A 25,569-nucleotide genomic window follows, 5' to 3' on the forward strand; every position below is an offset into this window, starting at 1 on the left:
GGGGCCGGGCCCCGGACTGGGCGCCGCTGCCCGTGCAGTACGCCGACTACGCCCTGTGGCAGCACCGCCTCCTCGGCCAGGAGGACGACCCGCACAGCGAACTCGCCCGCCAGCTCGACCACTGGAAGCACGCCCTCGCCGGCCTCCCCGACGAGATCGCCCTGCCCACCGACCGCCCCCGTCCGCCCGTCGCCGGCTACGACGGCGCCCTGATCCGCTTCCGTCTGGACGCGGAGTTGCACCGGGGTTTGGTGGGGCTGGCGCGGGATGCGTCGGCGACGTTGTTCATGGTGGTGCAGGCGGGGCTGGTGGCGTTGTTGTCGCGGTTGGGTGCGGGGGAGGACATCGCGGTGGGTTCGCCGGTGGCGGGCCGTACGGACGAGGCGCTGGACGATCTGGTGGGGTTCTTCGTCAACACGCTGGTGCTGCGGACGGACGTGTCGGGTGATCCGTCGTTCCGTGAGCTGGTGGGGCGGGTGCGGGAGGGGGACCTGGCGGCGTACGCGCACCAGGACGTGCCGTTCGAGCGGCTGGTCGAGGTCCTCAACCCCGCGCGGTCACTGTCGCGCAACCCCCTGGTCCAGGTCATGCTCGCCCTCCAGAACATGCCCCGCGCCGAACTGGGCCTGCCCGGACTGCGCGTGCGGCCGGAACCGCTCGACATCGGCGTGTCCAAGTTCGACCTCTCCTTCCACCTGCGGGAGAGCCGCGGCTCCGACGGCACCCCCCGGGGCGTCGACGGCGTCCTGGAGTACAGCACCGACCTCTTCGACCACGACACCGCGCAGGCCCTCGCCGACCGGCTGGTCCGCGCCCTGCGCGAACTCCTCGCCCACCCCGACCGGCCGGTCGGCGCCGCGGACCTGCTCGCCCCCCGCGAGCACCACGCCCTGAAGCGCTGGAACGACACCGCGGCCCCGGCCCGCCCCGGCACCCTGCCGGACCGCTTCCAGGCCCAGGCCGCCCGCACGCCCCACGCCCCCGCCCTCCGGCACGCCGGTACCGTCCTGTCCTACGCCGAGCTCAACGCGCGCGCCAACCGGCTCGCCCGCCACCTCGTCGCCGCCGGCGCCGGCACCGAGGACCTCGTGGGCCTCGCCCTGCCGCGCACCCCCGACCTGGTCGTCGCCGTCCTCGCCGTACTGAAGGCCGGTGCCGCCCATCTGCCGCTCGACCCCGACCACCCGGCCGCGCGGATCGCGCTGATGCTCGACGACGCCGCCCCGGCCCTCGTCCTGACCACGCGCGAGACCGCCGGCGCCCTCCCGGAGGGCCGGCGGCACCTCGTCCTCGACGCCCCGGACCTGCGAGCCGCCCTGGCCCGGTACCCCGACACCGACCTGACCGACGCCGACCGCCTCCGCCCGCTGGACCCCGGCAACGCCGCCTACGCCCTGTTCACCTCCGGCTCCACCGGACGCCCCAAGGCCGTCGTCGTGCCGCACCGCAACGTCGTCGACCTGGCGGCCTGGGCCGCCGACGAACTGGGCGCCGAGCGCCTGGCGTCCGTCGCCGCCACCACCTCCCTCGGCTTCGACGTCTCCGCCTTCGAACTCTTCGCCCCGCTGCTCTGCGGCGGCCGCGTCGACCTGGCCGACGACGTCCTGGCCCTGGCCCGGGACGGCGACTCCTCCACCGGCCTGCTGAGCACCGTGCCGTCGGCCATGGCCGCCCTGCTCGCCGACCCCGGCACCCCGCCCCGCGCGCTCGCGCCGCACACCCTGCTGTATGCGGGCGAGGCCCTGACCGCGCGGCTGGTCCGCGACACCGCCGCCGCCTTCCCGGGCTGCCGCGTCCTCAATGTCTACGGGCCCACCGAGGCCACCGTCTACGCCACCCGCGCCGTCCTGGACCCGCACGACACCGCCGAGCCGACCATCGGCGCGCCGCTGCGCAACGTCACCGCCCGCGTCCTGGACCCGGGACTGCGCCCGCTGCCCCCCGGCTCGGCGGGAGAGCTCTACCTCGCCGGTGACCTCCACCTCGCCCGCGGCTACCTCGGCCGCGGCGCCCTGACCGCGGAACGGTTCGTCGCCGACCCCTACGGTGCGCCGGCAGCCGCATGTACCGCACCGGCGACCTCGCCCGCTGGACGGCCGACGGCCGCCTCGTGTACCTGGGCCGCGGCGACGACCAGGTCAAGATCCGGGGCGTCCGGGTGGAACCCCGCGAGGTCGAGGCCGCCCTGGCCGGCCTGCCCGGGGTCCGCCACTGCGTGGTCACCGCCCACGACGCCCCGGACGGCGGCAAGCGCCTGGTCGCCCACCTCGTCCCCCGCGACGCCGGCGCCCTCACCTCCGACGAGGTGCGGGCCCGGGCCGCGGAGGTGCTCCCGGCGTCGGTGGTGCCGGCGGCGTTCGTGGTGCTGGAGCGGCTGCCGTTGACGGTGAACGGGAAGCTGGACCGTGCGGCGTTGCCGGTGCCGGAGTTCTCCGGTGGCGGTGGCGGCCGGGCGGCGCGTTCGCCGCGGGAGGAGATCCTGTGCGGTCTGTTCGCGGAGGTGCTGGGTCTGGCGTCGGTGGCGGCGGACGACGACTTCTTCGTGGCGGGCGGTCATTCGCTGCTGGCGACGCGGCTGGTGTCGCGGGTGCGGTCGGTGTTCGGGGTGGAGCTGCCGGTGCGGGCGCTGTTCGACAGTCCCACCCCGGCGGGTCTGGTGCGTCACCTGGACCGCGCGGACACCGCCCGCCCGCCCCTGCGGCCCGCCGGGCGGACCGGCGCCGACGTGCCCCTGTCGTACGCCCAGAGCCGCCTGTGGTTCCTCAGCCAGATGGAGGGCGCGGCCGCGACGTACAACATCCCGCTGGCGCTCGCCCTCGACGGCCGCGTCGACCCCGAGGTGCTGCGCGCCGCCCTGCACGACGTCGTCACCCGCCACGAGGTGCTGCGCACCGTGTACCCGGCCGCCGACGGCGAGGCCGTCGCCCGGATTCTCCCGCCCGAGGCCGCCGCCCCGGCACTGGACGTCCACACCGTCGGCGCCGGGGACCCCGGCCTCGACGAGCGCCTGCACCGGGCGGCCCGCCACCCCTTCGATCTCGCGGTGGAGATTCCGGTGCGGGGGGAGTTGTTCGTGGTGGGGGAGGAGCGGTGTGTGCTGGTGCTGACGTTGCATCACATCGCGGGTGACGGGTGGTCGCTGGCTCCGTTGGCGCGGGATCTGATGACGGCGTACGGGGCGCGGGTCTCGGGTGGGGCGCCGGTGTGGTCGGCGTTGCCGGTGCAGTACGCGGACTACGCGGTGTGGCAGCGCGGGCTGCTGGGGGAGGAGTCGGACGCGGGGAGCGAGATGGCGCGTCAGATGGGTTTCTGGCGTGAGCGGCTGGCGGGGTTGCCGGACCAGCTGGAGATTCCGGCGGACCGTCCGCGTCCGGCGGTGTTCTCGCACCGTGGGGGCAGTTGTGCGTTCCGTCTGGACGCGGAGTTGCACCGGGGTTTGGTGGGGCTGGCGCGGGATGCGTCGGCGACGTTGTTCATGGTGGTGCAGGCGGGGCTGGTGGCGTTGTTGTCGCGGTTGGGTGCGGGGGAGGACATCGCGGTGGGTTCGCCGGTGGCGGGCCGTACGGACGAGGCGCTGGACGATCTGGTGGGGTTCTTCGTCAACACGCTGGTGCTGCGGACGGACGTGTCGGGTGATCCGTCGTTCCGTGAGCTGGTGGGGCGGGTGCGGGAGGGGGACCTGGCGGCGTACGCGCACCAGGACGTGCCGTTCGAGCGGCTGGTCGAGGTCCTCAACCCCGCGCGGTCACTGTCGCGCAACCCCCTGGTCCAGGTCATGCTCGCCCTCCAGAACACGCCCCGCGCCGACTTCCGGCTCGGTGACGCCAGGGCCGACTACCTCCCGCTGACCGCCGGAGCCGCCCGGTTCGACCTGTCGCTGTTCTGCTACGAACGCCACGACGGCGAGGGCCGCCCGGCGGGCCTCGACGTCATGGCCGAGTACAGCACCGACCTCTTCGACCCGGACACCGTGCGCACCCTGCTGGAACGCCTCGGCCGGCTGCTGCGCGCCGCCGTCGACGACCCGGGGCGCACGGTCGGCTCGCTCGACCTCCTCACCGACGAGGAACGCCGGCGCGTCCTGACCGACTGGAACGACACCGCCCGGCCCACGGCACCCGCACCGCACGGCGGTCTCCAGGAGGCCTTCCGGGCCCGGGCCGAGGCCGTGCCCGACGCCGTCGCCGTCCGCGCCGACGGCCGCGGACTCACCTACCGCGAACTCGACGAACGCGCCAACCGCCTCGCGCACCACCTCATCGCGCTCGGCGCGCGCCCGCAGACCGCCGTCGGCGTCCTCCAGGAGCGCTCCGCGGACCTCGTGGTGTCCCTGCTCGCCATCGTCAAGGCCGGCTGTGTCTACGTGCCCCTGCACACGGGCTATCCGGCGGCCTGGGCCCGCATGGCGCTCACCCGCACCGGCGCCCGGATCCTGCTCACCGACCGCGCCCTGCGCACCCGCGACGTGCGCCACGACGGACCCGTCGTGGTCGTCGACGACGAACCGGCCCTCGCCACCCGCAGCACCGCCGACCCGCAGGTGCCGGGCGACCCCGGCCATCTCGCCTACGTCATGTTCACCTCCGGTTCCACCGGCGAGCCCAAGGGCGTCGAGATCACCCACCGGGACGTCCTCGACCTCGCCCACGACCCCGTGTGGCACGGGCCCTACGAGGAGGGCGCCGGGGTCTGCCGCGCCGCGCGGTGCTCCGCCGAACGCGTGCTCATGCACTCCCCGCACGCCTTCGACCCCTCCACCTTCGAACTGTGGGCCCCGCTGCTCAACGGCCACCGCGTGGTCGTCGCCCCGGCCGGCGAACTCGACCTCGCCACCCTCGAACGCGTCATGACGGAGGAACAGGTCACCGGTGTGCTTTACACCGCCGGGCTGTTCCGCCTGATCGCCGAGGAGCGCCCGGAGAGCTTCACCGGGGTCCGGGAGGTGTGGACCGGCGGTGACGTGGTCTCACCCGCGGCGGTGCAGCGCGTCCTCGACACCTGCCCCGGCACCACGGTCACCGCCATCTACGGCCCCACCGAGATCACCCTGTGCGCCACCCGGTACCCCATGCGCCACCCCCACCGGGTGGAACACACCGTGCCCCTGGGCCGGCCCATGGCCGACACGCGGGTGTACGTGCTGGACGGGGCGTTGCGTCCGGTGCCGGTGGGGGTGCGGGGTGAGCTGTACGTGGCGGGTGCGGGTGTGGCGCGGGGGTACGCGGGTCGTGCGGGGCTGACGGCGGAGCGGTTCGTGGCGGATCCGTTCGCCGGTGGCGGGGAGCGGATGTACCGCACGGGTGATGTGGTGGCGTGGCGTGCGGACGGGGTGCTGGAGTTCGCGGGCCGGTCGGACGGTCAGGTGAAGATCCGCGGGTTCCGGGTGGAGACCGCCGAGATCGAGGCCGTGCTCGTCCGCCACCCCGAACTCGCCCAGGCCACCGTGGTGGCCCGCGAGGACCGCCCCGGCGACCGCACCCTCGCCGCCTACCTCGTCCCCGCCGACCCCGGCACCGCCACCGCCAGCGACCGCGACCTCAGGACCGAGGCCGAACACGTCGAGGAGTGGCACGGCCTGTACGAGACCCTGTACCGCGAGAACGACGACGACCCCTTCGCCGGCTGGAACAGCAGTTACGACGGGTCGGCGATCGCGGTGGGGGAGATGGAGGAGTGGCGTGCGGCGGCGGTGGCGCGGATCGGTGCGCTGGGTCCGGGCCGGGTGCTGGAGGTGGGGGTCGGCAACGGCCTGCTGCTGACGGAGCTGGCGGGGCGCTCGGAGTGCTACTGGGGCACGGACGTGTCGGCGGCCGCGGTGGAGCGGGTGCGGGCCGTGGTGCGGGGGCGGGAGTGGGCGCAGCGGGTGCGGTTGCGGGTGGCTTCGGCGCTGGAGACCGACGGGCTGCCGCGCGGCTACTTCGACACGATCGTGCTGAACTCGGTGGTGCAGTACTTCCCCGGGGCGCGGTACGCGGTGGAGGTGCTGCGCGGGCTGGTGCCGTTGCTGGCGCCGGGCGGACGGATCTTCGTCGGCGACGTGCGCGACCTGCGCCACCACCGCACCTTCGCCGCCTCCGTCGCCCTGCACCGCGCGGACGACTCCGCCACCCTGTCCGACCTGCGCACGGCGGTGGAACGCGAGGTGCTGCTGGAGAACGAACTCCTGCTCGCCCCCGACTTCTTCGCCACCCTGCACACCGAGATACCCGCCGTCACGGCCGTCGACGTCGGCCTGAAGCGGGCCGTCCACCACAACGAACTCAGCGCCTACCGCTACGACGTCGTCCTGCACACCGGCCCCGCCGCCCCGGACGGGCCGCCGCCCGCCCGCACCCTGCGCTGGGGCCATGACCTGACCGACCTGACGGAACTGGCCGAACACCTCGGCCGGACCGCCCCGGCGGGAGCGCTGACCGTCACCCGGGTACCCGACCGCCGTGTCGCCGCCCCGCTCGCCGCCGTGACCGCCCTCGACAACGGCAGCGACCCCGAGGTGGTCCTCGGCCGGCTGCGCGGGCCGCTCCCCGCGTCCCTGCCCGACCCGGAGGACCTGCACCGCCTCGCGGACCGCCTCGGCCTGCGGGCCGCCCTGGTCCCCGCACCGGGCGAGCCGGGACGCTACGACGTCACCTTCACGCCCGCACCGCCGGACGGCGCCGGCCGGGCGGCCGCCGCGCTGGGCCGCTACCGGCCCACGGCCGACGCCGCCGCGCTCCCCGTGTGGGCCCACGCCGGACACCCGCGCCGCGCCGACGGCCACGCCGCGCTGACCGCCCGGATCAGGGCCCACCTCACCGAACGGCTCCCCGCGTACATGGTCCCCAGCCACTTCACCGTGCTGGACCGGCTGCCGCTGACGCTGAACGGCAAGGTCGACCACCGCGCCCTGCCCGACCCCGCGCTGCGCGAGAGCCGGGGCGGCCGCCCGCCCGCCTCCGTGCCGGAGGACCTGCTGTGCAAGCTCTTCGCCGAGGTACTGGGCCGGGAGTCGGTCGGCGTCGACGACGACTTCTTCGCCCTCGGCGGCCACTCCCTGCTCGCCGCCCGGCTCATCAACCGGGTCCGGGCCACCTTCGGCACGCCGCTCGCGGTCCGCACCCTGTTCGAGGCACCCACCGTGGCCCGGCTGGCCGCCCGGCTCGGCGTGGCCGACGGCTCCGACGCCTTCGACGTGATGCTGCCGCTGCGCCGGGGCGGCGACCTCGCCCCGCTGTTCTGCCTCCACCCGGCGGGCGGCATCAGCTGGGTGTACTCCGGGCTGCTGCGCTCCCTCGACCCGCGCCGGCCCGTGTACGGCGTCCAGGCCCGCGGGCTGAGCGAACCCGGCGCCACCCCGACGACCATCGCCGAACTCGCCGCCGACTACGCCGCACGCATCCGGCAGGTCCAGCCCTCCGGGCCCTACCACCTGCTCGGCTGGTCGCTCGGCGGCCTGCTCGCCCACGCGGTCGCCGTCCGGCTGGAGGCCGACGGCGAGAAGGTCGCCACCCTCGCCCTGCTGGACGCCTACCCCGACATCGAACGGCCCGCCGACGCCGACGGAACGCAGGGCGACGAGGCCATGACGCGGGGCATCCACCAGGTGCTGCTGGCCGAGGCCGGCCTCGATCCGCGGCACGCCTTGGACCGGGACCTCGACCGCGACGAGATCGTCGCCCTGCTGAAGGAGGGCAGCACCGTACTGGCCGGCCTCATGGACGAGGACCGGGTCGCCGCCTTCGCCGACGTCTTCGTCCGGTGCAGCCGCATGATGTTCGACCCGCCCCTCGGCACCGTCCGCGGCGACGTCCTGTTCTTCGCCGCCACCACCGGCCGCGTCGCCGGGGCACCGCCCGCCGAGCGCTGGCAGCGGTACACCGCCGGACGCGTCCTGGTGCACGACGTCCCCTGCGCGCACGCCGAGATGGTCCGCGACGCCCCCATCCGGCGCATCGGCGAGATCCTCGCCCGCCATCTGGGCGACACCCCCTGACCGGCCCGCCCCGCCCACACCACGACCCCGGGCACCGCGGGCACCGCACCACCCGATCCCGAAAGACCGGACAGAGAGGACCCACCATGAGCAACCCGTTCGAGGACCCGGAGGGCCGCTTCCTCGTCCTCGTCAACGACGAGGGCCAGTACTCCCTGTGGCCCGTCTTCGCGGACGTGCCCGACGGCTGGACCGTCGCCCACGAGGAGGACGACCGGGACACCTGCCTGGAATGGATCGAACGCACCTGGACCGACATGCGGCCCCGGAGCCTGGCCGCCCGCATGGACGGCGCGCCGGCCGCGGGCGCCCGAACCGAATGAGCGAGGACACCGTGGCGCACGCCCCCGGCACGGCCCGCTCCGCCCTGGAACAGGACGCCCGGGCCCTCACGGCGCAGCTCGCCGGGGTGCGCGCGCGCCTGGACCGGCTGCCCCCGCGCCCGGACCGCTCAGCCGCCCAGCAGCACGTCGCGCGCCGCCTGCTGACCGAGGCGCGCGCCGTCCGCGAGGAGTTCCTCCGGCGTCACGTACGCGAGGTCTACGCCACCCTCACCGAGGGTCTCAGCCGCGTCCCGAGAGTGGCGGACCTGCTCGCGGCGGCCGCCCGGCACTACCCCGGCCTGGTGCCCGCCGAGGCCGACCTCGCCGCCGACCGGGAGCGGGAGCAGCGGGCCAAGGAGGGCTGGGAGATCGACCAGGGCATCTTCGTCGCCCACGTGCTCGACGACCGCCCCAGCGGACGCCACCTGCTGCACGCCATGACCCGGCCGCGGCAGCGGGCCGAACGGCTGCTCGAGGAGTTCCGCCAGCGCGACGCGGTGGACCTCGGCCCGATCGCCGTCCACCACAAGAACGGCGTCGGGCACGTGACCTTCCAGAACCACCGCTACCTCAACGCCGAGGACGACACCTCCAACCAGGCCCTGGAGACCGCCGTCGACCTCGTGCTGCTCGACGACCGCATCGACATCGGCGTGCTGCGCGGCGGAGTCGCCACCCACCCCAAGTGGGCCGGCCGCCGCGTCTTCGGCGCCGGCATCAACCTCACCCACCTCCGGCAGGGCCGGATCTCCCTGGTCGACTTCTTCCTCGACCGGGAACTCGGCGCGGTCAACAAGATGTACCGCGGCCACTCCGGCACCTTCACCGGTGAGGCCGAACCGCGCGGCGCCCGGGAGAAACCCTGGATCGCCGCCGTCGACGCGTTCGCCATCGGCGGGGGCTGCCAGTTCCTGCTCGTGATGGACCACGTGGTGGCGCAGCGGGAGGCGTACGTCAACCTGCCCGCCGGACGCGAGGGCATCATCCCCGGCTGCGGGGTGCTCCGCCTGCCCCGCTTCGTCGGCGAGCAACTCGCCCGGCAGGCCGTGCTGTTCAACCGCGACATCCCCGTGGACAGCCCGGAGGGGCGCATGATCGTCTCCGAGGCGGTGCCCGCCGAGGAGATCGACGCCGCGACGGACCGGGCCGTGGAGGGGCTGCGCGCCATGGGACTGACCAGTGTCCTGGCCAACCGGCGGGCCCTGCGGATGTCCGTGGAACCGCAGGACGCCTTCCGCCGGTACATGGCCAACTACGCCCGGGAGCAGGGCTACTGCGCCCACAGCCAGGCCGTCGCCGACAACCTGGACCGCACCTGGACGCGCTGACGTCCCCGCCCCGCGCGGGCGGCGACGACGCTGGACGCCCGGTGCCACAGCGGCACCGGGCGTCCGGCGTACGGCCGTTCGCGGGCGGTCAGGAACCCGGCCGCCCGGCGATGCCCCAGCGAGCGCGCGGCACCTCCTGGAGCGTCACCCACGTCTGCTCCCGGGCGGCGTCGCCCAGCACCCGGCCCACCGCGTCGGTCAGCGCGGCGATCAGCTTCGCGTCGTTGCCGTCCTCGAGCCGTCCCTCGTACAGCTTGACCTCGATCAGCGGCATCGCTCGGTCCTTTCGGTCACTCGTCGTGCGTGGACAGGGGAGGAGGTGCGTCAGCCGGCCGTCAGCGCGGTCAGCGCGTCGTCCAGCGCCCACACCAGGTGGTCGATCTGGTCGTCGGTCAGGCCCGGGTGGCAGGGCAGGTTGACGTGCTCGCCGAACCACAGCCGCTCGGCGACCGGGCACTCGCCCGGACCGTGGCCGCGCGCCCGCCACTCGGGCGTCAGATGCATCGGGAAGTACCGCAGTTCCACCTCGACGCCCCGCTCGTCCAGGCCGCGCACCAGCTTCTCGCGCACCCCCTGCCGCTCCGTGACGAAGAAGGTGTACAGGTGGTAGGCGTGCTCCAGATCCGCGCCCGGACGCGGCACCCGGCACAGCGGATGGCGCTCCAGCACCCGGTCCAGCCGCGCCGCGATGGTCCGGCGGCGCGCCACCAGCTCCGCCAGCCGGTCCAGCTGCACCAGCCCCACGGCGCACGCGGCCTCCGACAGCGTCGCGTTGGTCCCGGGCCGGCGCACACCGTCGCAGACGGTGCGGTAGACCGACGAGGAGTACTTCATCCACGGCAGCAGGTCGGGCACCCCGTCCGCCGGCTCGGGCAGCCCGGTGTACAGCCCGTCGGGCTCGTTGGAACGCAACCGGTCCAGCCGCGGCGCCCACTCGTCCCGGTCGAAGGTGATCATGCCTCCCTCGCCGAGGGAGGTGATGTTCTTGGAGGAGTGGAAGCTGAAGCACCCCAGATCGCCGAGCGCACCCGGCCGACGGCCCCGGTAGCCGCTGCCGAGCGCGTGCGCGCAGTCCTCGACGACCGTGATGCCCCGCTCCCGGGCCAGTGCCATGACACGGTCCATGTCCGCCGGCCAGCCCCCGTAGTGCACCAGTACGACGGCTCGGGTGCGGCCGGTGATCAGCTCCGCCAGCCGGTCCGGATCGATGTTGAGCGAGTCGGGGTCGACGTCGCAGAACCGAACCCGGGCCGGCGAGGCGAGCAGCGGCTGCACCGTCGCCTGGTACGTCTGCGGGGTGGCGACCACCTCGTCCCCCTCGCGCAGGTCCAGCAGGTGCAGGGCGAGGTCCAGCGCCACCGTTCCGCTGGTCACCGACAGCGCGTGGCGCGCCCCCACGTGCCGGGCGAACCGCTCCTCGAACCGCTCCCGTTGCTCGCCGGAGGACAGCACGGCCCGCGAGGAGAGCAGTGCGGTCAGCGCCTCCGCCTCCTCCCGGCCCAGCACACTGCCCCGGCTCGCCGCCGGCACCGCGTACGACCCCGCCGTACGGCCCCGGGCCGTCGACCGCATGGCCCGATGCACGGGGCTCACCCCCTCGACCCGGCGACGTCGGCCCGCAGCCGTTTCTTGTCCACCTTGCCCAGGCCGGTCAGCGGGAAGGACTCCCGCAGGACCAGCCGCTCCGGCAGCTTGAAGTCGGCCACCCCACGGGAGGAGAGGAACAGCTTCAGCTCCTTCAGGCTCGGTGCCCCGTCCGCCGCCGGGATCACACAGGCGCACACCCGCTCCCCCAGCACGGGGTCGGCGACCGGGATCACCGCCGCCTGCTCGACCTTGGGGTGGGCGCTGACGTGCCGTTCGACCTCGGTGGCGGACACCTTGTCCCCGCCCCGCACGATGACGTCCTTCACCCGGCCCTCGACGACCACCCCGCCCCCGTCCGTCAGCCGCACCAGGTCGCCGGTGCGGTAGAAGCCCTCCTCGTCGAAGGCCGTGGCGTTGTGCTCGGGAGCCCGGTAGTAGCCGCGCAGCGTGTACGGACCGCGGGTGAGCAGCTCACCCGTCCCGCCCACCGGCACCGCCCGGCCCTGCGGGTCGACGACGCGCAGCTCGTCCTCGGGGGAGATCGGCCGGCCCTGGGTCGTCATGACCGTCTCCGGGTCGTCCGTGGACCGGGTCACGCACAGCAGCCCCTCGGCCATGCCGAACACCTGCTGCAGCGCACAGCCGAACGCCGGCTCGATCCGGCGCGCCACCTCCGGATGCAGCTTCGCGCTGCCGATCTGCAGCGTGCGCAGACTGGACAGGTCGCGCTCGATCCACTCCCGCCCGTCCAGCCACAGGTGGGCGATCGTCGGCACCACGGACGTCAGCGTGACCCGCTCGGACTCGATCAGGGCGAAGCACTCCTCGGGACCGGTGCCGGTCGCCAGCACGACCCGCCCGCCGGCGCCCAGCACCCCCAGCACCCCCGGGCAGCCCCAGGTGAAGTTGAACGGCAGCGGCAGCACCGCGAGATACACGCACGTCTCGTCCACCTCGCAGATCTCCGCGCTGACCCGGGTCTGGTAGGCGTAGTCGTCGTGGGTGCGCGGGATGAGCTTCGGCAGCGCGGTGGTGCCGCCGGAGAGCAGGAAGAACGCGACGTCGCCGGAGTCCGGCCCGCCGCGCGCGTCGCCGGCGTCCGCGGGGGTGCCGGACGCGGCGGACAGCGCCTCGAAGGGGGTGAACGGGCCCGGGTCGCCGACCACGAACACCTCCCGCACCGACGGCACCTCGGCCCGGACCGCCTCGGCGAGCGGCCGGTAGTCGAAGCCGTGGTGGGTGTCGGCCACGACGTACGCGACGGCCTCGGCGTGCCGGCACAGATAGGTGATCTCGTTGGCCCGGTGGGCGGGCAGGGCGAAGACCGGCAGCGCCCCCAGGCGGTACAGCGCGAAGCACAGCACCACGAACTCGGGGACGTTGGGCAGCTGGACCACGATCCGGTCGTCACGGCCGATCCCGCGGGCGCGCAGCCCGGCGGCGACGCGGTCCACCCACGCGTCCAGCTCCCGGTACGACACCCGCCGTTCGCCCGCCACCAGCGCCACCCGGTCCTGGTGGGCCAGGGCCCAGCGCCGCAGCTCGTCCCCGAGCGTCCGCCCCTCCCACAGGCCCAGCTTCCGGTACCTGCCGGCCGTCTCCGGCGGCCAGCCGACGCATCCTTCAAGCACAGCGACTCCTTAGACGACGAATCGTGCGGTGCCGCCGCGGTGTCGACATGCGGTCCACATCGTCCCGGGGAGCACGGGAAGCGGCGACTCGGAGGTGAATTCACGGAGCGGGTCCCCGTAATTCGGCTCCCCTTTCTTCCCGTTGCTTTTCTGTGAATTGCGCGTTCTGCTACGGTGCCGGGCATGACCATTAATCGAATTCCGCAGAGCCGGGAAGAACTCCGCCGGACCATTGCCGAACGGATCGGTCTCGAACCGGACGACATAGGCGACGACCACAGCCTGTTCGAACTCGGACTCGACTCGGTCACCGCGCTTTCCCTGATCGGGTCCTGGCGTCGTGCGGGCCTTGACCGCCCGCCCCACGACTTCATCGACGCGCCGACCCTGGGGGACTGGTGGCGGCTCGTGGCCGCGCGCTGAACCGCCGCCCGGCAGGCCGGTGCCGGGGACTCTACGGGGACGCCGGGCACCCTGGCAATTGTTCTGGTGAACCGCTGACAGCGCGCTGACGCACTGACGCGAAAACGCCCCCGAATCGGCGGGGGCGAGCGCCGCGCCATTGCCCGGCGGCCGGCACCCTCTTCAAGGTGAAGGAGTCCGAAGGCACCATTGGCGGCGCGGGAGCGCCCGATCCGAAGGCGGCAACGCAGCAATGGAATTCGGTGTGAACTTCTTCCCCGTCGTCGACCCGGGCGTCAGGAGCGCCACCGAGTGCTACGACCTCGCCGGCGAACTCGCCGAACTCGCCGACGAACTGGGTTACGAGCACGTCCAGACCGTGGAGCACTACTTCACTCCCTACGGCGGTTACTGTCCCGACCCGGTCACGCTGCTCACCGCCCTGGCGGCCCGCACCCGCCGCGTCCGCATCGTGACCGGCGCGGTCATCCCCGCCTTCACCCACCCCGTGAAGCTCGCCGGCAAGCTCGCCATGCTGGACCACCTCTCGCACGGCCGCCTCGACGTCGGGTTCGGACGCGGTTTCCTGCCCACCGAGTTCGCGGCGTTCGACGTGCCGATGGACGAGAGCCGCGCCCGCTTCGCCGAGGGCGTCGAGGCCTGCCGCCGGTTGTGGACCACCGAGAACCTGGAGTGGAAGGGACAGTTCCACAGCTTCGGGCCGGTCACGCTGCTGCCGCGCCCCTACCAGCGCCCCCATCCGCCGATCTTCGTCGCCTCCGCCACCAGCGCCGAGTCCTGCGCCGCCGCCGGGCGCGCCGGACACCACCTCCAGGTCGTCCCGTCGGTCACCACGACGGAGCAGCTGCGGGGCATGCTGGACGCCTACCGGCAGGCGTGGGCGGAGGCGGGGCACCCGCCCGGCGGGTACCGCGTCCAGATCAAGTACACCTGCTACCTGTCCGAGCGCCACGGGGAGGCGCTGGCGCGGGCGGAGCACTGGGAGCGGTCGTACGTCGCCCACATGGCCCGCGCCGTGGCGCCGCTGGCCGCAGGGGGCGGCGCCGACTACCCCGGCTACGAGACCTTCGCCGAGAAGGCGGCCGGCTACGACTTCCAGCGGTCGCTGGCGGCGAACAAGGTCCTGGCGGGCGACTGCCACGCGGTGCGCGACCAGATCACCGCCATCCGCGCGGACCTCGGCACCGACCTCGACATGAGTCTCCAGTTCAGCCCCGGCGGTCTCGGCAGGGACGAGGCGGTCACCGCGATGCGGCTCTTCGCCGACCACGTGATGCCGGCCTTCCCGCGCGCCCGGGCCCGCAGCGCCGTCTGACCGGTCCTCGGACCTCCCCTTCCGGGCGGACGGGGACGTTCACAGGGCGGAATCCGCCCCCGCACGGGAGCGCCCGCCGCGGGGACGCCGGAGCCGGTCCGGAACACCGGCCCGCCCGGGGCACCGGTGCCGAGAGCCCGCCGGCCCGGAGCCGGCCCGCGCCCTCACCGTGCCCCGGCCCGCGCTCCTCGCCCGCCGGAGAAGGCGACCGGCCGGTCGGGGCACGACCGCGGCTCCTCGCCCCCTTCCCGCGCCCGGCCCCGTCCGGGACCGACGGCCCGGGTCCCCGGACGGGCCGGAGGACAGGGCCGCCCGGACGGACCCACACCGGACGGACCGGCGCCCGTCCGGACCCACGCCCGGCCGCTCCCCGGCCACGGCCCGGGCCCGCACCGACGGAGCGGACGCACGGCCGCCTCCCCGCGACGATCCGGGACCGCGGCGCGCGGCGCGTCGACGCGATCCGCCCGCCCGGCCGGTGCGCACGGCCGCGGTGCACCTTCCGGCGCCGCACCCGTGACGAGCCACGACGCTCACGCCGTACGCCCCCTCACCCGGCCCGGCCGGCCCGCGCGCCCGTCCGCCCACCGGCCCCGGCGGCCCGCGCGCACCGCCCGGCGCGTCCCCCGTCATACCGGCGTCAGCGGCCTATCAGAGCGGTCCGCGACGATGACCGGCGGGCGGCCCGGCACGGCCTCAGCGGCCGTCGCGGCGGCGCCCTTCCCTGTCGCCGGCCCCCCGGGAGGACGTCCCGATGCTCGACGAGGCAGCGCGCCCCACCGACTGGGTCCCGCTCGGAGCCGCGCAGCGCGGTATCTGGTACGCGCAGCGCCTGGACCCGGGCAACCCCCTCCACAACGGCGCCGCCTGCCTCGACCTGCGCGGCCCGCTCGACACCGGCGCGCTGGCCGAGGCCGTGCGCCACGCCGTCGCCGGCACCGAGGCCCTCCGCCTGGAGTTCGCCGAACACGGCGCCGACGGCGACGAGCCCGTCCAGCGCCTCGCCCCCGCCGCGCACGTCCCCGTGACACGGGAGGAGGCCACCGCCGAGGAGGCGCTGCGGTGGATGCGCGACGACCTCGCGGCCGCCGCGCCCCCGCACCGGGGCCCGCGGGCCGCGCACGTGCTCTTCCACGCCGGTGCCGACCGCCACCTGTGGTACCACCGGGCCGACCACCTGCTCCTCGACGGCATGGGCATGTGGCTCCTCCAGCGCCGGGTCGAGGCCGTCCACACCGCGCTCGCCGCGGGACGGGCGGTCCCCGCCGACCCGGCCGCCCCGCTGGCCCGGCTGTGGGAGGAGGAGGCGGCGTACCGGGCCTCACGACGGTTCGAGGACGACCGCGCCCACTGGCTGCGCGCCCTGCGCGACCGCCCCCCGGCCCTCTCCCTCGCGGGCCCGCCCGCCACCACCTCGCACGCCTTCGTCCGCTCCGGCGGCACCCTCGCGGCCGGACCGGCCCGGGCGCTGGAGGAACTGGCCGCCCGGTTCGACAGCGCGCGCCCCGCGGCGGTGGTCGCCGCCGTCGCCGCGCTCGTCCACCGCCTCACCGGCGCCACCGACCTGGTGCTCGGCCTCGCCGTCAACGCCCGGCTCACCCCCGCCGCCCGCCGCACCCCCGCCATGACCGCCAACGTGGTCCCGCTGCGCCTGACCGCCGGTCCCGGCACCCTCGTGGGCGACCTCGTCGGCCAGGCCGCCGACGCCCTGCGCGCGGCACTGCGCCACCAGCGCTACCCGCAGGAGGAGCTGCGCCGGGACCTGCGGATCCTCGGCTCCCGGCAGCCCCTGTACGGCCCCGTCGTCAACATCATGCGCTCCGCCGGCGGCGCGTTCGCCACGCTGCCCGCCCGGCTGGACTTCCTGTCCAACGGACCCGTCGACGACCTCAAGATCACCTGTTACGACTCCGGATCCGGGCCCCTGCCCGTCGACCTGGACGCCAACCCGGAGCGGTACCCGGCGGCCGAGCTCGACCGCCACCGCGAGCGGTTCCTGCACCTCCTGGAGGAGTTCGCCGCCGACCCCGACCGGCCGCTGGCCCGCATCGACCTGCGCACCCCGGCCGAGCGCCGCGCCACCCGGCCCGCGCCCGCACCGGCCCCCGACCCCGCCGGCACGCTGCCCGGCCTCTTCGCACGGCAGGCCGACCGTCACCCGGACCGCACCGCCGTCACCGCCGAGGACGAGCACCTCACCTACCGCGAACTCGACCGCCGCGCCGACCGGCTGGCCCGCCTGCTGCTGCGGCACGGCGCCGGGCCCGGCCACCTGGTCGCCCTCGCCCTGCCCCGCTCCGCCGTCCTGCCGGTGGCCCTGCTCGCCGTCCTCAAGACCGGCGCCGGCTACCTGCCGCTCGACCCCGGCTACCCCGCCGACCGGCTCGCGCTCATGATCGAGGACGCCCGGCCCGCCCTGCTGCTCACCGTCAGCGGCGAGGCCGACCGCGTCCCCGCCGGCCCCCACCGGATCACCCTCGACGGCCCGGCCTGCCGCGCCGCCCTCGAAGCGCTGGCCGACACCCCCCTCACCGACGCCGACCGCGGCGGCCCCGGCCGTGCCCCGCACCCCGACCACACCGCCTACGTGATCTACACCTCCGGCTCCACCGGACGCCCCAAGGGCGTGGTCGTCCCGCACCGCAACGTCGTACGGCTCTTCGCCACCGCCCGCCCCGCCGTCGGGTTCGGCGCCGACGACGTGTGGACGCTGCTGCACTCGTACGCCTTCGACTTCTCCGTCTGGGAGATCTGGGGCCCCCTGCTGCACGGCGGCCGCCTGGTCGTCGTCCCGCACGACACCGTCCGGACCCCCGCCCGGCTGCTGCGTCTGCTCGCCGCCGAACGCGTCACCGTGCTCAGCCAGACGCCCACCGCGTTCCAGCAGCTGATCCTCACCGAGGGCGAACGTCCCGACCTGGGACGGGACCTGGCCCTGCGCCGGGTCGTCCTGGGCGGCGAGGCGCTCGACCCCGGCTCGCTGCGCGACTGGTACACACGCCACCCCGAGGACAGCCCCCGCGTCGTCAACATGTACGGCATCACCGAGACCACCGTGCACGTGACCCACCTGCCGATGGACCGCCGCGCCGCCGGCACCGCCACCACCGGCAGCCCCATCGGGCAGCCCCTCGCCGACCTGGGCCTGTACCTGCTGGACAGCGCGCTGAGGCCAGCGGTCCCCGGCACCACCGGCGAACTGTACGTCTCCGGCGCCGGACTGGCCCGCGGCTACCTGGGCCGGCCCGCGCTCACGGCGGAGCGCTTCGTCGCCGACCCCTACGGCCCGCCCGGCGCCCGGATGTACCGCACCGGCGACCTCGCCCGGTACACCGAGGAACACGGCCTGGCCCACCTGGGCCGCGCCGACGGGCAGGTCCAGCTGCGCGGCTTCCGCATCGAGACCGCCGAGATCGACGCCGAGCTCGGCCGGCTGCCCTCCGTGGCCGCCTGCGCCACGGTGCTGAAGGACGGCCCCACCACCGGCCCGCGGCTGGTGAGCTACGTCGTGCCCGCGGCCGGCGCGCGGATCGAACCCGCCGGCCTGCGCGACCGCCTGGCCCGGAGCCTGCCGCCGCACGCCGTGCCCTCCGCGGTCGTCGCCCTCCCCGCGCTGCCCCTGACCCCCAACGGCAAGCTCGACCGGGACGCCCTGCCCGACCCGGTGGCCCGCCCCGCGGGCCGCGCGCCCGCGAACCCCGTCGAGCGGGAGCTGTGCGCCCTCTTCCAGGACGTGCTGGGCTGCGGCCCGGTCGGCGCCGACGACGACTTCTTCGACCTCGGCGGACACTCCCTGCTCGCCACCCGGCTCGTCGCCCGCGTCCGGGCCGCCTTCGGCGCCGACCTCGGCGTGGGCACCGTCTTCGACGCCTCCACCCCGGCCGCCCTCGCCACCCGCGTGCGCCCCGCGCCGTCGCGGCCCGGCGCCGGCACGCCGCCCGCCCCGGCTCCCGGGGAGCCGGACGGGGACGTCCCGGCCGTCCCCGCGTCCGGCCGGCTGCCGCTGGCCCCGGCCCAGCGCCGCATGTGGGCGCTGCACCGGATGCAGGGCCCGAACGCCACCTACAACCTGCCCTGCGCCTTCCGGCTCACCGGCGACCCCGGCCACCGCGCCCTCGAGGAGGCCCTGCGGGACGTGGTGCGCCGCCACGGCATCCTGCGCACCCGCTACCCGGACACCGACGGCGAACCCGTCCAGGAGATCCTGCCGCCCGCCGCGGCCGACCGCCTCGCCCTGACCACCCGCACCACCACCGAACAGGAGCTGCCCGGCGACCTGACCGGCGCGGCCCGCCTCCCCTTCGACCTCGCCGCCGACCTGCCGCTGCGCGCCACCCTCTTCGCGCTTCCGCCCGCACCCGACGGCAGCCCGGTCCGGGTCCTGCTGCTGGTGCTGCACCACATCGCCGGCGACGGCTGGTCCCTGCGCCCGCTGCTGAGCGACCTCGGCCACGCCTACGCCGCCCGCCGCCTCGGCCGCGCCCCCCACTGGTCGCGGCCCGCCCCGCACCCGGCCGCCCTGCGCCCGCCGGCCGGCGGGCCCGCGGCACGGCCGGACGGACTCGAGTACTGGCGCCGCACCCTCGACGGAGCCCCCGAACAGCTGCCCCTGCCCACCGACCGGCCGCGCCGGGCCGTCGCCGGGCACGGCGGCGCGAGCGTCCCGCTGGAGGTGGACGCCGACCTGCACACCCGCCTGCAGACCCTGGCGCGCGACCACCACGCCACCCTCTTCATGGTCCTGCACGCGGCCCTCGCCGCCCTGCTCACCGCCTCCGGCGCGGGCACCGACGTGGTCATCGGCAGTCCCACCTCCGGGCGGCCCGACGCGACCGCCGACGAGGTCGTGGGCTTCTTCGTCAACCCGGTCGCGCTGCGCGTCGACACCTCCGGCTCCCCCTCGTTCTCCGAGCTCCTCGCCCGGGTCCGGCGCACCGACCTGGCCGCCTACGACCACCAGGACGTCCCCTTCGACAGGGTCGTGGACGCCCTCGCCCCGCAGCGCACCCTCAGCCGTCACCCCCTCTTCCAGGTCGTGCTGTCCTTCCAGGACACCGCACCCCGGCTGGACCTGCCGCGGGTGCCCACCGCCACGCTCCCCGTCGACCTCGGCGCCGCCAAGTTCGACCTCACCGTCAACCTGGTGGAGCGGCGCGCCGCCGACGGCACCGCCGCCGGCCTCACCGGTGACGTCGAGTACGCCACCGACCTCTTCGACGCCGGCACGGCCCGCGCCACGGTGCGCCGGCTGCTGACCCTGCTGCGCGCCGTCGCCGCCGACCCGGCCCGGCCCGTCACCGACGTCGACCTCACCTCGGCGCGCGAGCGGCGGCTCGCCCTCGGCCCCTGGAACCCGCCGGCCACCCCGGCCGCCCACCCGCACCTGCCCGCGCTGTTCGCCGCGCAGGCCGCCGCCCGCCCCGACGGCCCCGCCCTGGAGGCGGACGGCACCGTCCTCACCTACGCCGAACTCGACGCCGCCACCGACCGGCTGGCCCGGCTGCTGCTGCACGACGGCGTCGGGGCCGGCACCGTCGTCCCGATCGCGCTGCCCCGCTGCGGCCGGGCGGCACTCGCCTGGCTGGCGGTCCTCAAGACCGGCGCCTGCTGCCTGCCCGTCGACCCCACCTACCCCGCCGAACGCGTCCGGCACCTGCTGGCCGCCGCCCCCGGCGGCCCCGTGCTGACCGCCGCCGCCCACACGGCCGTCCTGCCGCGGGACACCCGGCGGATCGTCCTCGACGAGCCCGCCGTCCGGAGCGCCCTGGCGGCCCTGCCCGCCACCCCGCTCGCCGACGCCGAGCGCCCGCGCCCGATCCACCCGGACGACCCCGCCTACGTCATCCACACCTCCGGCTCCACCGGATCCCCCAAGGGCGTCGTGGTCCCGCACACGGGACTGCCCGCCCTGGCCGCCGCCCAGGTCGAACGCTTCGCCCTCGACGCCGGCAGCCGCGTGCTGCAACTGGCCTCACCCAGCTTCGACGCGTCCGTGATGGAAACCCTCATGGCGTACGCGGCGGGCGCCACCCTGGTCGTCCCGCCGCCCGGACCGCTCGCCGGGGCCGACCTCGCCGAGGTCGCCGCGGCCCGGGGCATCACCCACGCCCTGGTGCCGCCCACCGCGCTGACCGGCGTCCCGCCCGAGTCCCTGCCCGGCCTGCGCACCCTCGTCGTGGGCGGCGAGGCGTGCCCGCCCGCGCTGGCCGCCCGCTGGTCCACCGGCCGCCGTCTGGTCAACGCCTACGGCCCCACCGAGACCACCGCCTGCGCCACCATGAGCCTCCCCCTGGACGGGGAAGCGGTCGTGCCCATCGGCACCCCCGTCGCCGGCCTGCGCGTCCACGTCCTCGACGAGCGTCTGCGCCTGGCACCCACCGGCGTCCCCGGCGAGCTGTACATCGCCGGCCCCGGCGTCGCCCACGGCTACCGGGGACGTCCCGGCGCCACCGCCGAACGCTTCGTCGCCGACCCCTACGGCCCGCCCGGCAGCCGCGCCTTCCGCACCGGCGACCTCGGGCGCCGGCGCGCCGACGGCACCCTGGAATACCTCGGCCGGGCCGACGACCAGGTGAAGATCCGCGGTTTCCGCGTCGAACCCGGGGAGATCACCGCCGCCCTGGGCCGCCACCCCGCCGTACGCCGCTGCGCGGTCGTCGCCCGCGAGGACCGCCCCGGCGACCGCCGGCTGGTCGCCTACGTCGTCCCCGGCCGCGGCCACCGGGCCGACCCCGCCGACCTCCGCCGCCATCTCGCCGGCAGCCTGCCCGCCCACATGGTCCCGGCCGCCTTCGTCACCCTGGAGACGCTGCCCGTCACCGCGCAGGGCAAGCTGGACCGCGCCGCGCTGCCCGCCCCGGGCGCCGAGCCGGCCCCGCCCCCGCGGGCGTCCCGCCCGCCGCGCCCCGGCACGGAGGAGACCGTGTGCGCGGCCCTCGCCGAGGTGCTGGGGACGACCACCGTGGGCCCGGACGACGACTTCTTCGAACACGGCGGCGACAGCATCCTGGCCATCCGGCTCGTCGGCCTGCTGCGCTCGCGCGGTCTGGGCATCGCCACCAAGGACGTCTTCCAGCACCGTACGGCCGCCGCGCTCGCCGCCCACGCCGCGACCGGGGGCGACCCGGACGACGTCCCGGGACCGCGGCGCACCGCGCCCGCCACCGGCCCCTTCCCGGCACCCCCCATGGCGCACTGGCTCCACGACAGCGGGGGACCGGTGGACACGTTCAGCCAGACCATGATCGTGCGCACCCCGCCGCTGCCGGACACCGGCCCGCTGCTGCGCGCCCTGCAGCACCTCATCGACAGCCACGACGCGCTGCGCACCACGCTGCTGCGCGGCCCCCGGTCCGCCCCGGCCGCCGCCCGCCTGCGCCTGCGCCCGGCCCCGCAGGGCACCCCCGACGCCGCGGACTGCCTGCGCCGCGTGCCCGTCGACGCGGCGCCCGACGAGTCCGTCCGGACCACCGAGCTCACCCGGGCCCGCGCCGAACTCGCCCCGGAACAGGGGCGGATGCTGCGCGCGGTGTGGTTCGACGCCGGCGACCGGGAGGGCCGGCTGGCCCTCGTCGTGCACCACCTCGCCGTGGACGCCGTCTCCTGGGGCGTCCTGCTGCCCGCGCTGCGCACCGCCTGCGAGGCCGCGCTCGCGGGCACACCACTGCCGCGGCCCCCCGCCCGCACCCCCTACGCGGACTGGGCCGCCCGGCTCCCCGAGGAGGCCGCGTCCCCCGGGCGGGTGCGCGAACTGCCCCTGTGGACCGCCGTGCTGGAGGCACCCCGGCTGCGGCTCGGGGCCCGCCCGCGCGATCCGCGCCGCGACACCTTCGCCGCCCTGCGGCACCACACCGCCGACCTGCCCGTCCCCGTCACCCGGGACCTGCTCACCACCGTGCCCACCGCCTTCCACTGCCGTGTGCTCGAACCGCTGGTCGCGGCCCTCGGTGTCGCCCTCCTCCACCAGGCCGCCCGCGCGGGCCGGACGGCCGGTGACGTCCTGCTCGACCTGGAGGGCCACGGCCGGGACACCACCGGCCCCGGCGCGCCGCCGGACACGGCGGTCGGCTGGTTCACCTGCCTGCACCCCCTGCGGCTGCCGCTCGCGGACCTCGACCCCGACGACGCGCTCGCCGGGGGAGCCGCGCTCGGCCACGCCGTCCGGCGCGTCAAGGAGGCGGTCCGCGCGCTGCCCTCGGACGGATCCGGGTTCGGCCTGCTGCGCAGGCTCAACGACCGGACGGCGCCCGTCCTGGCCCGCCTGGATCCGCCGCCGCTGGCCTTCAACTACCTCGGCCGGTTCCGCCACGACGACACGCCGTGGAGCGCCGCGCCCGACGACACCGCCCTCGCCGGCGGGGAGCGGACCCGGACTTCCCGGTCGCCCACGACCTGGAGGTCAACGCCGTGACCCTGGACGGCCCCGAAGGGCCCCGGCTGCACGCCGTGTGGAGCTGGCCCGACGGGTTGCTCGCGCCCGGCACGGTGGAGGCGCAGTCCGACGCCTGGCTGCGCGCGCTGACCGCCCTGACGGAACACGCGCGGCACGGCGATCCGGGCGGCTGGACACCGTCCGACCTGCCCCTGGTCGACCTCGACCAGGCAGAGCTCGACGAACTGCAGGCCGCCTGGCGCGACCGCTGAGGCGGCCCGTCCACCGGCCGCCGGCGCCGTCAGATCACTGTCAGCCGGACGTCATGGCCGCCTCCTACAGTCCACGACAACGGGCCGGAGAAACCGTCCGACGCACCGGGCCGCGCACCCGCCCGACCGGGCGGCGCCGCACCTCGGCCCGGGCCGCACTCCGAAGCAGAAGGAGAGACGCGCATGGCATCCCACGAAGTCGCCGAGAAGCACCTGCACGAGGGCATCGAGGCGAGCGGGCCCGCCCCCGACCTCGCCGCCGCCGCGGCCCTGCTGGAGATGGGCGACCGGCTCGGCGTCCTGGACCGTCTCGGCAGCGACCGCGTCCTCGACACACGGGAGACGGCCGCCGCCGCGGACCTGCCCGAACCCGCCCTCACCCGCTACCTGGACGCCCTGGAGTCGGCCGGCCTCGTCGTCCGGGAGAGCACCGGTCACTACCGCGGCTGCCCCGACTTCGAGACGGTACGGCACCAGGCCGGCTACATCTCCTGGACGATGAACGCCAACCGGCCCTTCATCGAACACGCCCGGGAGTTCTTCACCGACTGGGAGCGGGCCGCCCGCACGTACGTGCGCGACTACCGGGAGGTCGCCGTGAGCTCCCAGTGGATGGGGTCGCACGCCTTCTACCCGGCCGCGCTCGCCACCATCGTCGACGCCAAGCCCCGCAAGGTGGTCGACCTCGGTGCGGGCACCTGCCGACTGCTCATCGAGACGCTGTCGGCCGTGCCCGGCTCCACGGGGATCGGGCTGGACTTCGCCGCCGACGCCTGCCGGGCCGCCGAGCACGCCGTCGCGCAGGCCGGTCTCGCCGACCGGCTCGAGGTGCTGGAGCGCACCATCCAGTCCGTGGCCGACGACCCCGGCTTCCTGGCCGAGGCCGACGTCATCCACGCGGGCTTCGTCTTCCACGACATGCTGCCCGACGAGGAGGACGTGTGCGACGCGGTGCTCGCCAACTGCCGCGACCAGCTCGCCGACGGCGGGTTCCTCGCCGTCACCGACGCCGTGCCGTACCTGCGTGACCCGCGGGAGCGCCGGTTCAGCGCAGCGGTGTCGTACTACCACGGGGAGTTCATGCGGCGCAGGCTGCTGAGCGAGGAGGAGTGGCTGGGCAAGCTGCGCGGCGCCGGCTTCTCCGACGCCCGCGCGGTCACCCTGGCCTTCCCCACCGGCCGCCTGTTCATCGCGCACCGGTGACACGCCCCGTGACCGCCGGCGCCACGACCGCGACCGCGCCCCCGGACGTCGTCCTGCGCCCCGGCCCGGTGTCCGTGCCCGCCGGCCGGCGCCGGCCGGCGGCCGACGGCGCCGCCTTCGGCGAGGTGTTCACCGACCACATGGTCACCGTGCGGTGGACCGCCGCCGACGGCTGGCACGACGCCGTGCTGGAGCCGTTCGCCCCGCTGGAGCTGAGCCCGGCCACGGTCGGACTGCACTACGGGCAGAGCGTGTTCGAGGGGTTCAAGGCCTACCGCAGGACGGCCGACCGGGCCGCCGTCTTCCGGCCGTTGGCCCACGCCCGCCGGCTCGCGGCCTCGGCCCGGCGGCTCGCCCTCCCGAGGTCCCGGCCCCCCTGTTCGTCGCCGCCACCGAGGCCCTGGTCCGCCAGGACATGGACTGGATCCCCGAGGGCGACGACAGGAGCCTGTACCTCAGGCCGGTGCTGTTCGCCTCCGAGGCCCATCTGGCGCTGCGGCCCGCCCGCGCCTGCCTGTTCGTCCTCATCGCCTTCCCCACCGGCAACTTCTTCGGCGCGGACGCCCGGGCCGTGACGGTGGCGGTCGCCGAGGACCACGTGCGCGCCGCCCCGGGCGGCACCGGGGCGGCCAAGTGCGGGGGCAACTACGCGGGCGCCTACCGCGCCCAGGAGGAGGCCGCCCGGCGGGGCGCGGACCAGGTGGTCTGGCTGGACGCGGTGGAACGCCGCTGGGTGGAGGAACTGGGCGGCATGAACCTGTTCTTCGTGTACGGCGAGGGGGACCGGGCCGAACTGCTCACCCCGCCGCTGACCGGGACCATCCTGCCCGGCGTCACCCGCGACGCCCTCATCGTCCTCGCCCGCGACCTCGGACTGCGGGTCACCGAGGCCCCCGTGGCGCTCGACCGGTGGCGCGAGGACTGCGCCGCCGGCCGGATCACGGAGGTCTTCGCGTGCGGCACCGCCGCCCGGGTCACGTCCGTCGGCCGCGTGCTCGGCGCGGACGGGCCGTGGACGGTCGGCGACGGCCGGCCGGGCCCGGTCGCCGGCCGACTCTCCGCGGCCCTGGCCGCCGTCCACCGCGGCGAGGCGGCCGACCCCTACGGCTGGTGCCATCCGGTGGACCGCGACCCCTGCTGACCG

The 25,569-nt window shown here is 75.8% G+C and carries 12 protein-coding genes and 1 pseudogene; 10 read left to right on the forward strand and 3 right to left on the reverse strand.

The annotated features are described in order from the left end of the window. Window positions 1-32 precede the first annotated feature (32 nt). The 4 genes and pseudogenes from GL259_RS39425 to GL259_RS34560 form a co-directional block, all read left to right on the forward strand. Window positions 33-1,988, forward strand: a pseudogene (locus GL259_RS39425) (AMP-binding protein); the annotation flags it as partial. Between the two features lie 74 nt (window positions 1,989-2,062). After that, window positions 2,063-7,972, forward strand: coding sequence for a non-ribosomal peptide synthetase (locus tag GL259_RS34550; RefSeq protein WP_159537323.1), 5,910 nt, complete (start codon window positions 2,063-2,065; stop codon window positions 7,970-7,972). 86 nt (window positions 7,973-8,058) lie between these two features. After that, complete coding sequence (locus GL259_RS34555; RefSeq protein ID WP_159537325.1) at window positions 8,059-8,295, forward strand: MbtH family protein; 237 nt, start codon at window positions 8,059-8,061, stop codon at window positions 8,293-8,295. Continuing rightward, window positions 8,292-9,623 carry an enoyl-CoA hydratase/isomerase family protein gene (locus GL259_RS34560; protein WP_159537327.1) on the forward strand — a complete coding sequence of 444 codons (1,332 nt, stop codon included), beginning with the start codon at window positions 8,292-8,294 and terminating at the stop codon, window positions 9,621-9,623. Before GL259_RS34555 ends, GL259_RS34560 begins: the two co-directional genes overlap by 4 nt. Before the next feature lie 88 nt (window positions 9,624-9,711). Here the strand turns inward: GL259_RS34560 and GL259_RS34565 are convergent, their stop codons facing one another. From GL259_RS34565 to GL259_RS34575, 3 genes are read right to left on the reverse strand one after another with little or no spacing between them, the layout of a single operon-like run. Continuing rightward, window positions 9,712-9,897, reverse strand: a complete 186-nt coding sequence (locus GL259_RS34565) for a 4-oxalocrotonate tautomerase family protein (protein WP_159537328.1) — start codon at window positions 9,895-9,897, stop codon at window positions 9,712-9,714. Window positions 9,898-9,947: 50 nt separating this feature from the next. Then, a complete protein-coding gene (locus tag GL259_RS34570) occupies window positions 9,948-11,195 on the reverse strand; it encodes a DegT/DnrJ/EryC1/StrS family aminotransferase (RefSeq protein ID WP_159537330.1) in 1,248 nt (415 codons plus the stop codon). Window positions 11,196-11,212: 17 nt separating this feature from the next. Further along, window positions 11,213-12,841, reverse strand: a complete 1,629-nt coding sequence (locus GL259_RS34575; protein ID WP_159537332.1) for an AMP-binding protein — start codon at window positions 12,839-12,841, stop codon at window positions 11,213-11,215. A gap of 183 nt (window positions 12,842-13,024) precedes the next feature. Here GL259_RS34575 and GL259_RS34580 point away from each other — a divergent pair, with 183 nt between their 5' ends. The 6 genes from GL259_RS34580 (at window position 13,025) to GL259_RS34605 (ending at window position 25,566) form a co-directional block, all read left to right on the forward strand. Next, window positions 13,025-13,264, forward strand: a complete 240-nt coding sequence (locus GL259_RS34580; protein ID WP_159537334.1) for an acyl carrier protein — start codon at window positions 13,025-13,027, stop codon at window positions 13,262-13,264. A 244-nt stretch (window positions 13,265-13,508) separates the two neighbouring features. After that, on the forward strand, window positions 13,509-14,579 hold the full coding sequence (locus GL259_RS34585) for an LLM class flavin-dependent oxidoreductase (protein ID WP_347814636.1): 1,071 nt from the start codon (window positions 13,509-13,511) through the stop codon (window positions 14,577-14,579). A 754-nt stretch (window positions 14,580-15,333) separates the two neighbouring features. After that, window positions 15,334-22,989: a non-ribosomal peptide synthetase gene (locus GL259_RS34590; protein WP_159537338.1), complete on the forward strand. Its 7,656-nt coding sequence runs from the start codon at window positions 15,334-15,336 to the stop codon at window positions 22,987-22,989. Continuing rightward, window positions 22,986-23,222 (forward strand): hypothetical protein, encoded by a 237-nt coding sequence (locus GL259_RS34595; protein WP_159537340.1) that lies wholly within the window; start codon window positions 22,986-22,988, stop codon window positions 23,220-23,222. The genes GL259_RS34590 and GL259_RS34595 overlap by 4 nt, the downstream gene beginning before the upstream one ends. Before the next feature lie 183 nt (window positions 23,223-23,405). Continuing rightward, window positions 23,406-24,425 (forward strand): methyltransferase, encoded by a 1,020-nt coding sequence (locus GL259_RS34600; protein ID WP_159537342.1) that lies wholly within the window; start codon window positions 23,406-23,408, stop codon window positions 24,423-24,425. A 415-nt stretch (window positions 24,426-24,840) separates the two neighbouring features. Beyond that, a complete protein-coding gene (locus GL259_RS34605; RefSeq protein WP_208026557.1) occupies window positions 24,841-25,566 on the forward strand; it encodes an aminotransferase class IV in 726 nt (241 codons plus the stop codon). Window positions 25,567-25,569 lie beyond the last annotated feature (3 nt).

It is taken from the genome of Streptomyces sp. Tu 3180 (assembly GCF_009852415.1).
GTDB lineage: Bacteria > Actinomycetota > Actinomycetes > Streptomycetales > Streptomycetaceae > Streptomyces.

Coding starts and splice junctions, on each gene's coding strand:
- GL259_RS34550 (WP_159537323.1), top strand. CDS start 2,063: ATGTACCGCACCGGCGACCTCGCCCGCTGGACGGCCGACGGCCGCCTC.
- GL259_RS34560 (WP_159537327.1), top strand. CDS start 8,292: ATGAGCGAGGACACCGTGGCGCACGCCCCCGGCACGGCCCGCTCCGCC.
- GL259_RS34570 (WP_159537330.1), bottom strand. CDS start 11,195: ATGCGGTCGACGGCCCGGGGCCGTACGGCGGGGTCGTACGCGGTGCCG.
- GL259_RS34580 (WP_159537334.1), top strand. CDS start 13,025: ATGACCATTAATCGAATTCCGCAGAGCCGGGAAGAACTCCGCCGGACC.
- GL259_RS34555 (WP_159537325.1), top strand. CDS start 8,059: ATGAGCAACCCGTTCGAGGACCCGGAGGGCCGCTTCCTCGTCCTCGTC.
- GL259_RS34605 (WP_208026557.1), top strand. CDS start 24,841: ATGGACTGGATCCCCGAGGGCGACGACAGGAGCCTGTACCTCAGGCCG.
- GL259_RS34590 (WP_159537338.1), top strand. CDS start 15,334: ATGCTCGACGAGGCAGCGCGCCCCACCGACTGGGTCCCGCTCGGAGCC.
- GL259_RS34565 (WP_159537328.1), bottom strand. CDS start 9,897: ATGCCGCTGATCGAGGTCAAGCTGTACGAGGGACGGCTCGAGGACGGC.
- GL259_RS34600 (WP_159537342.1), top strand. CDS start 23,406: ATGGCATCCCACGAAGTCGCCGAGAAGCACCTGCACGAGGGCATCGAG.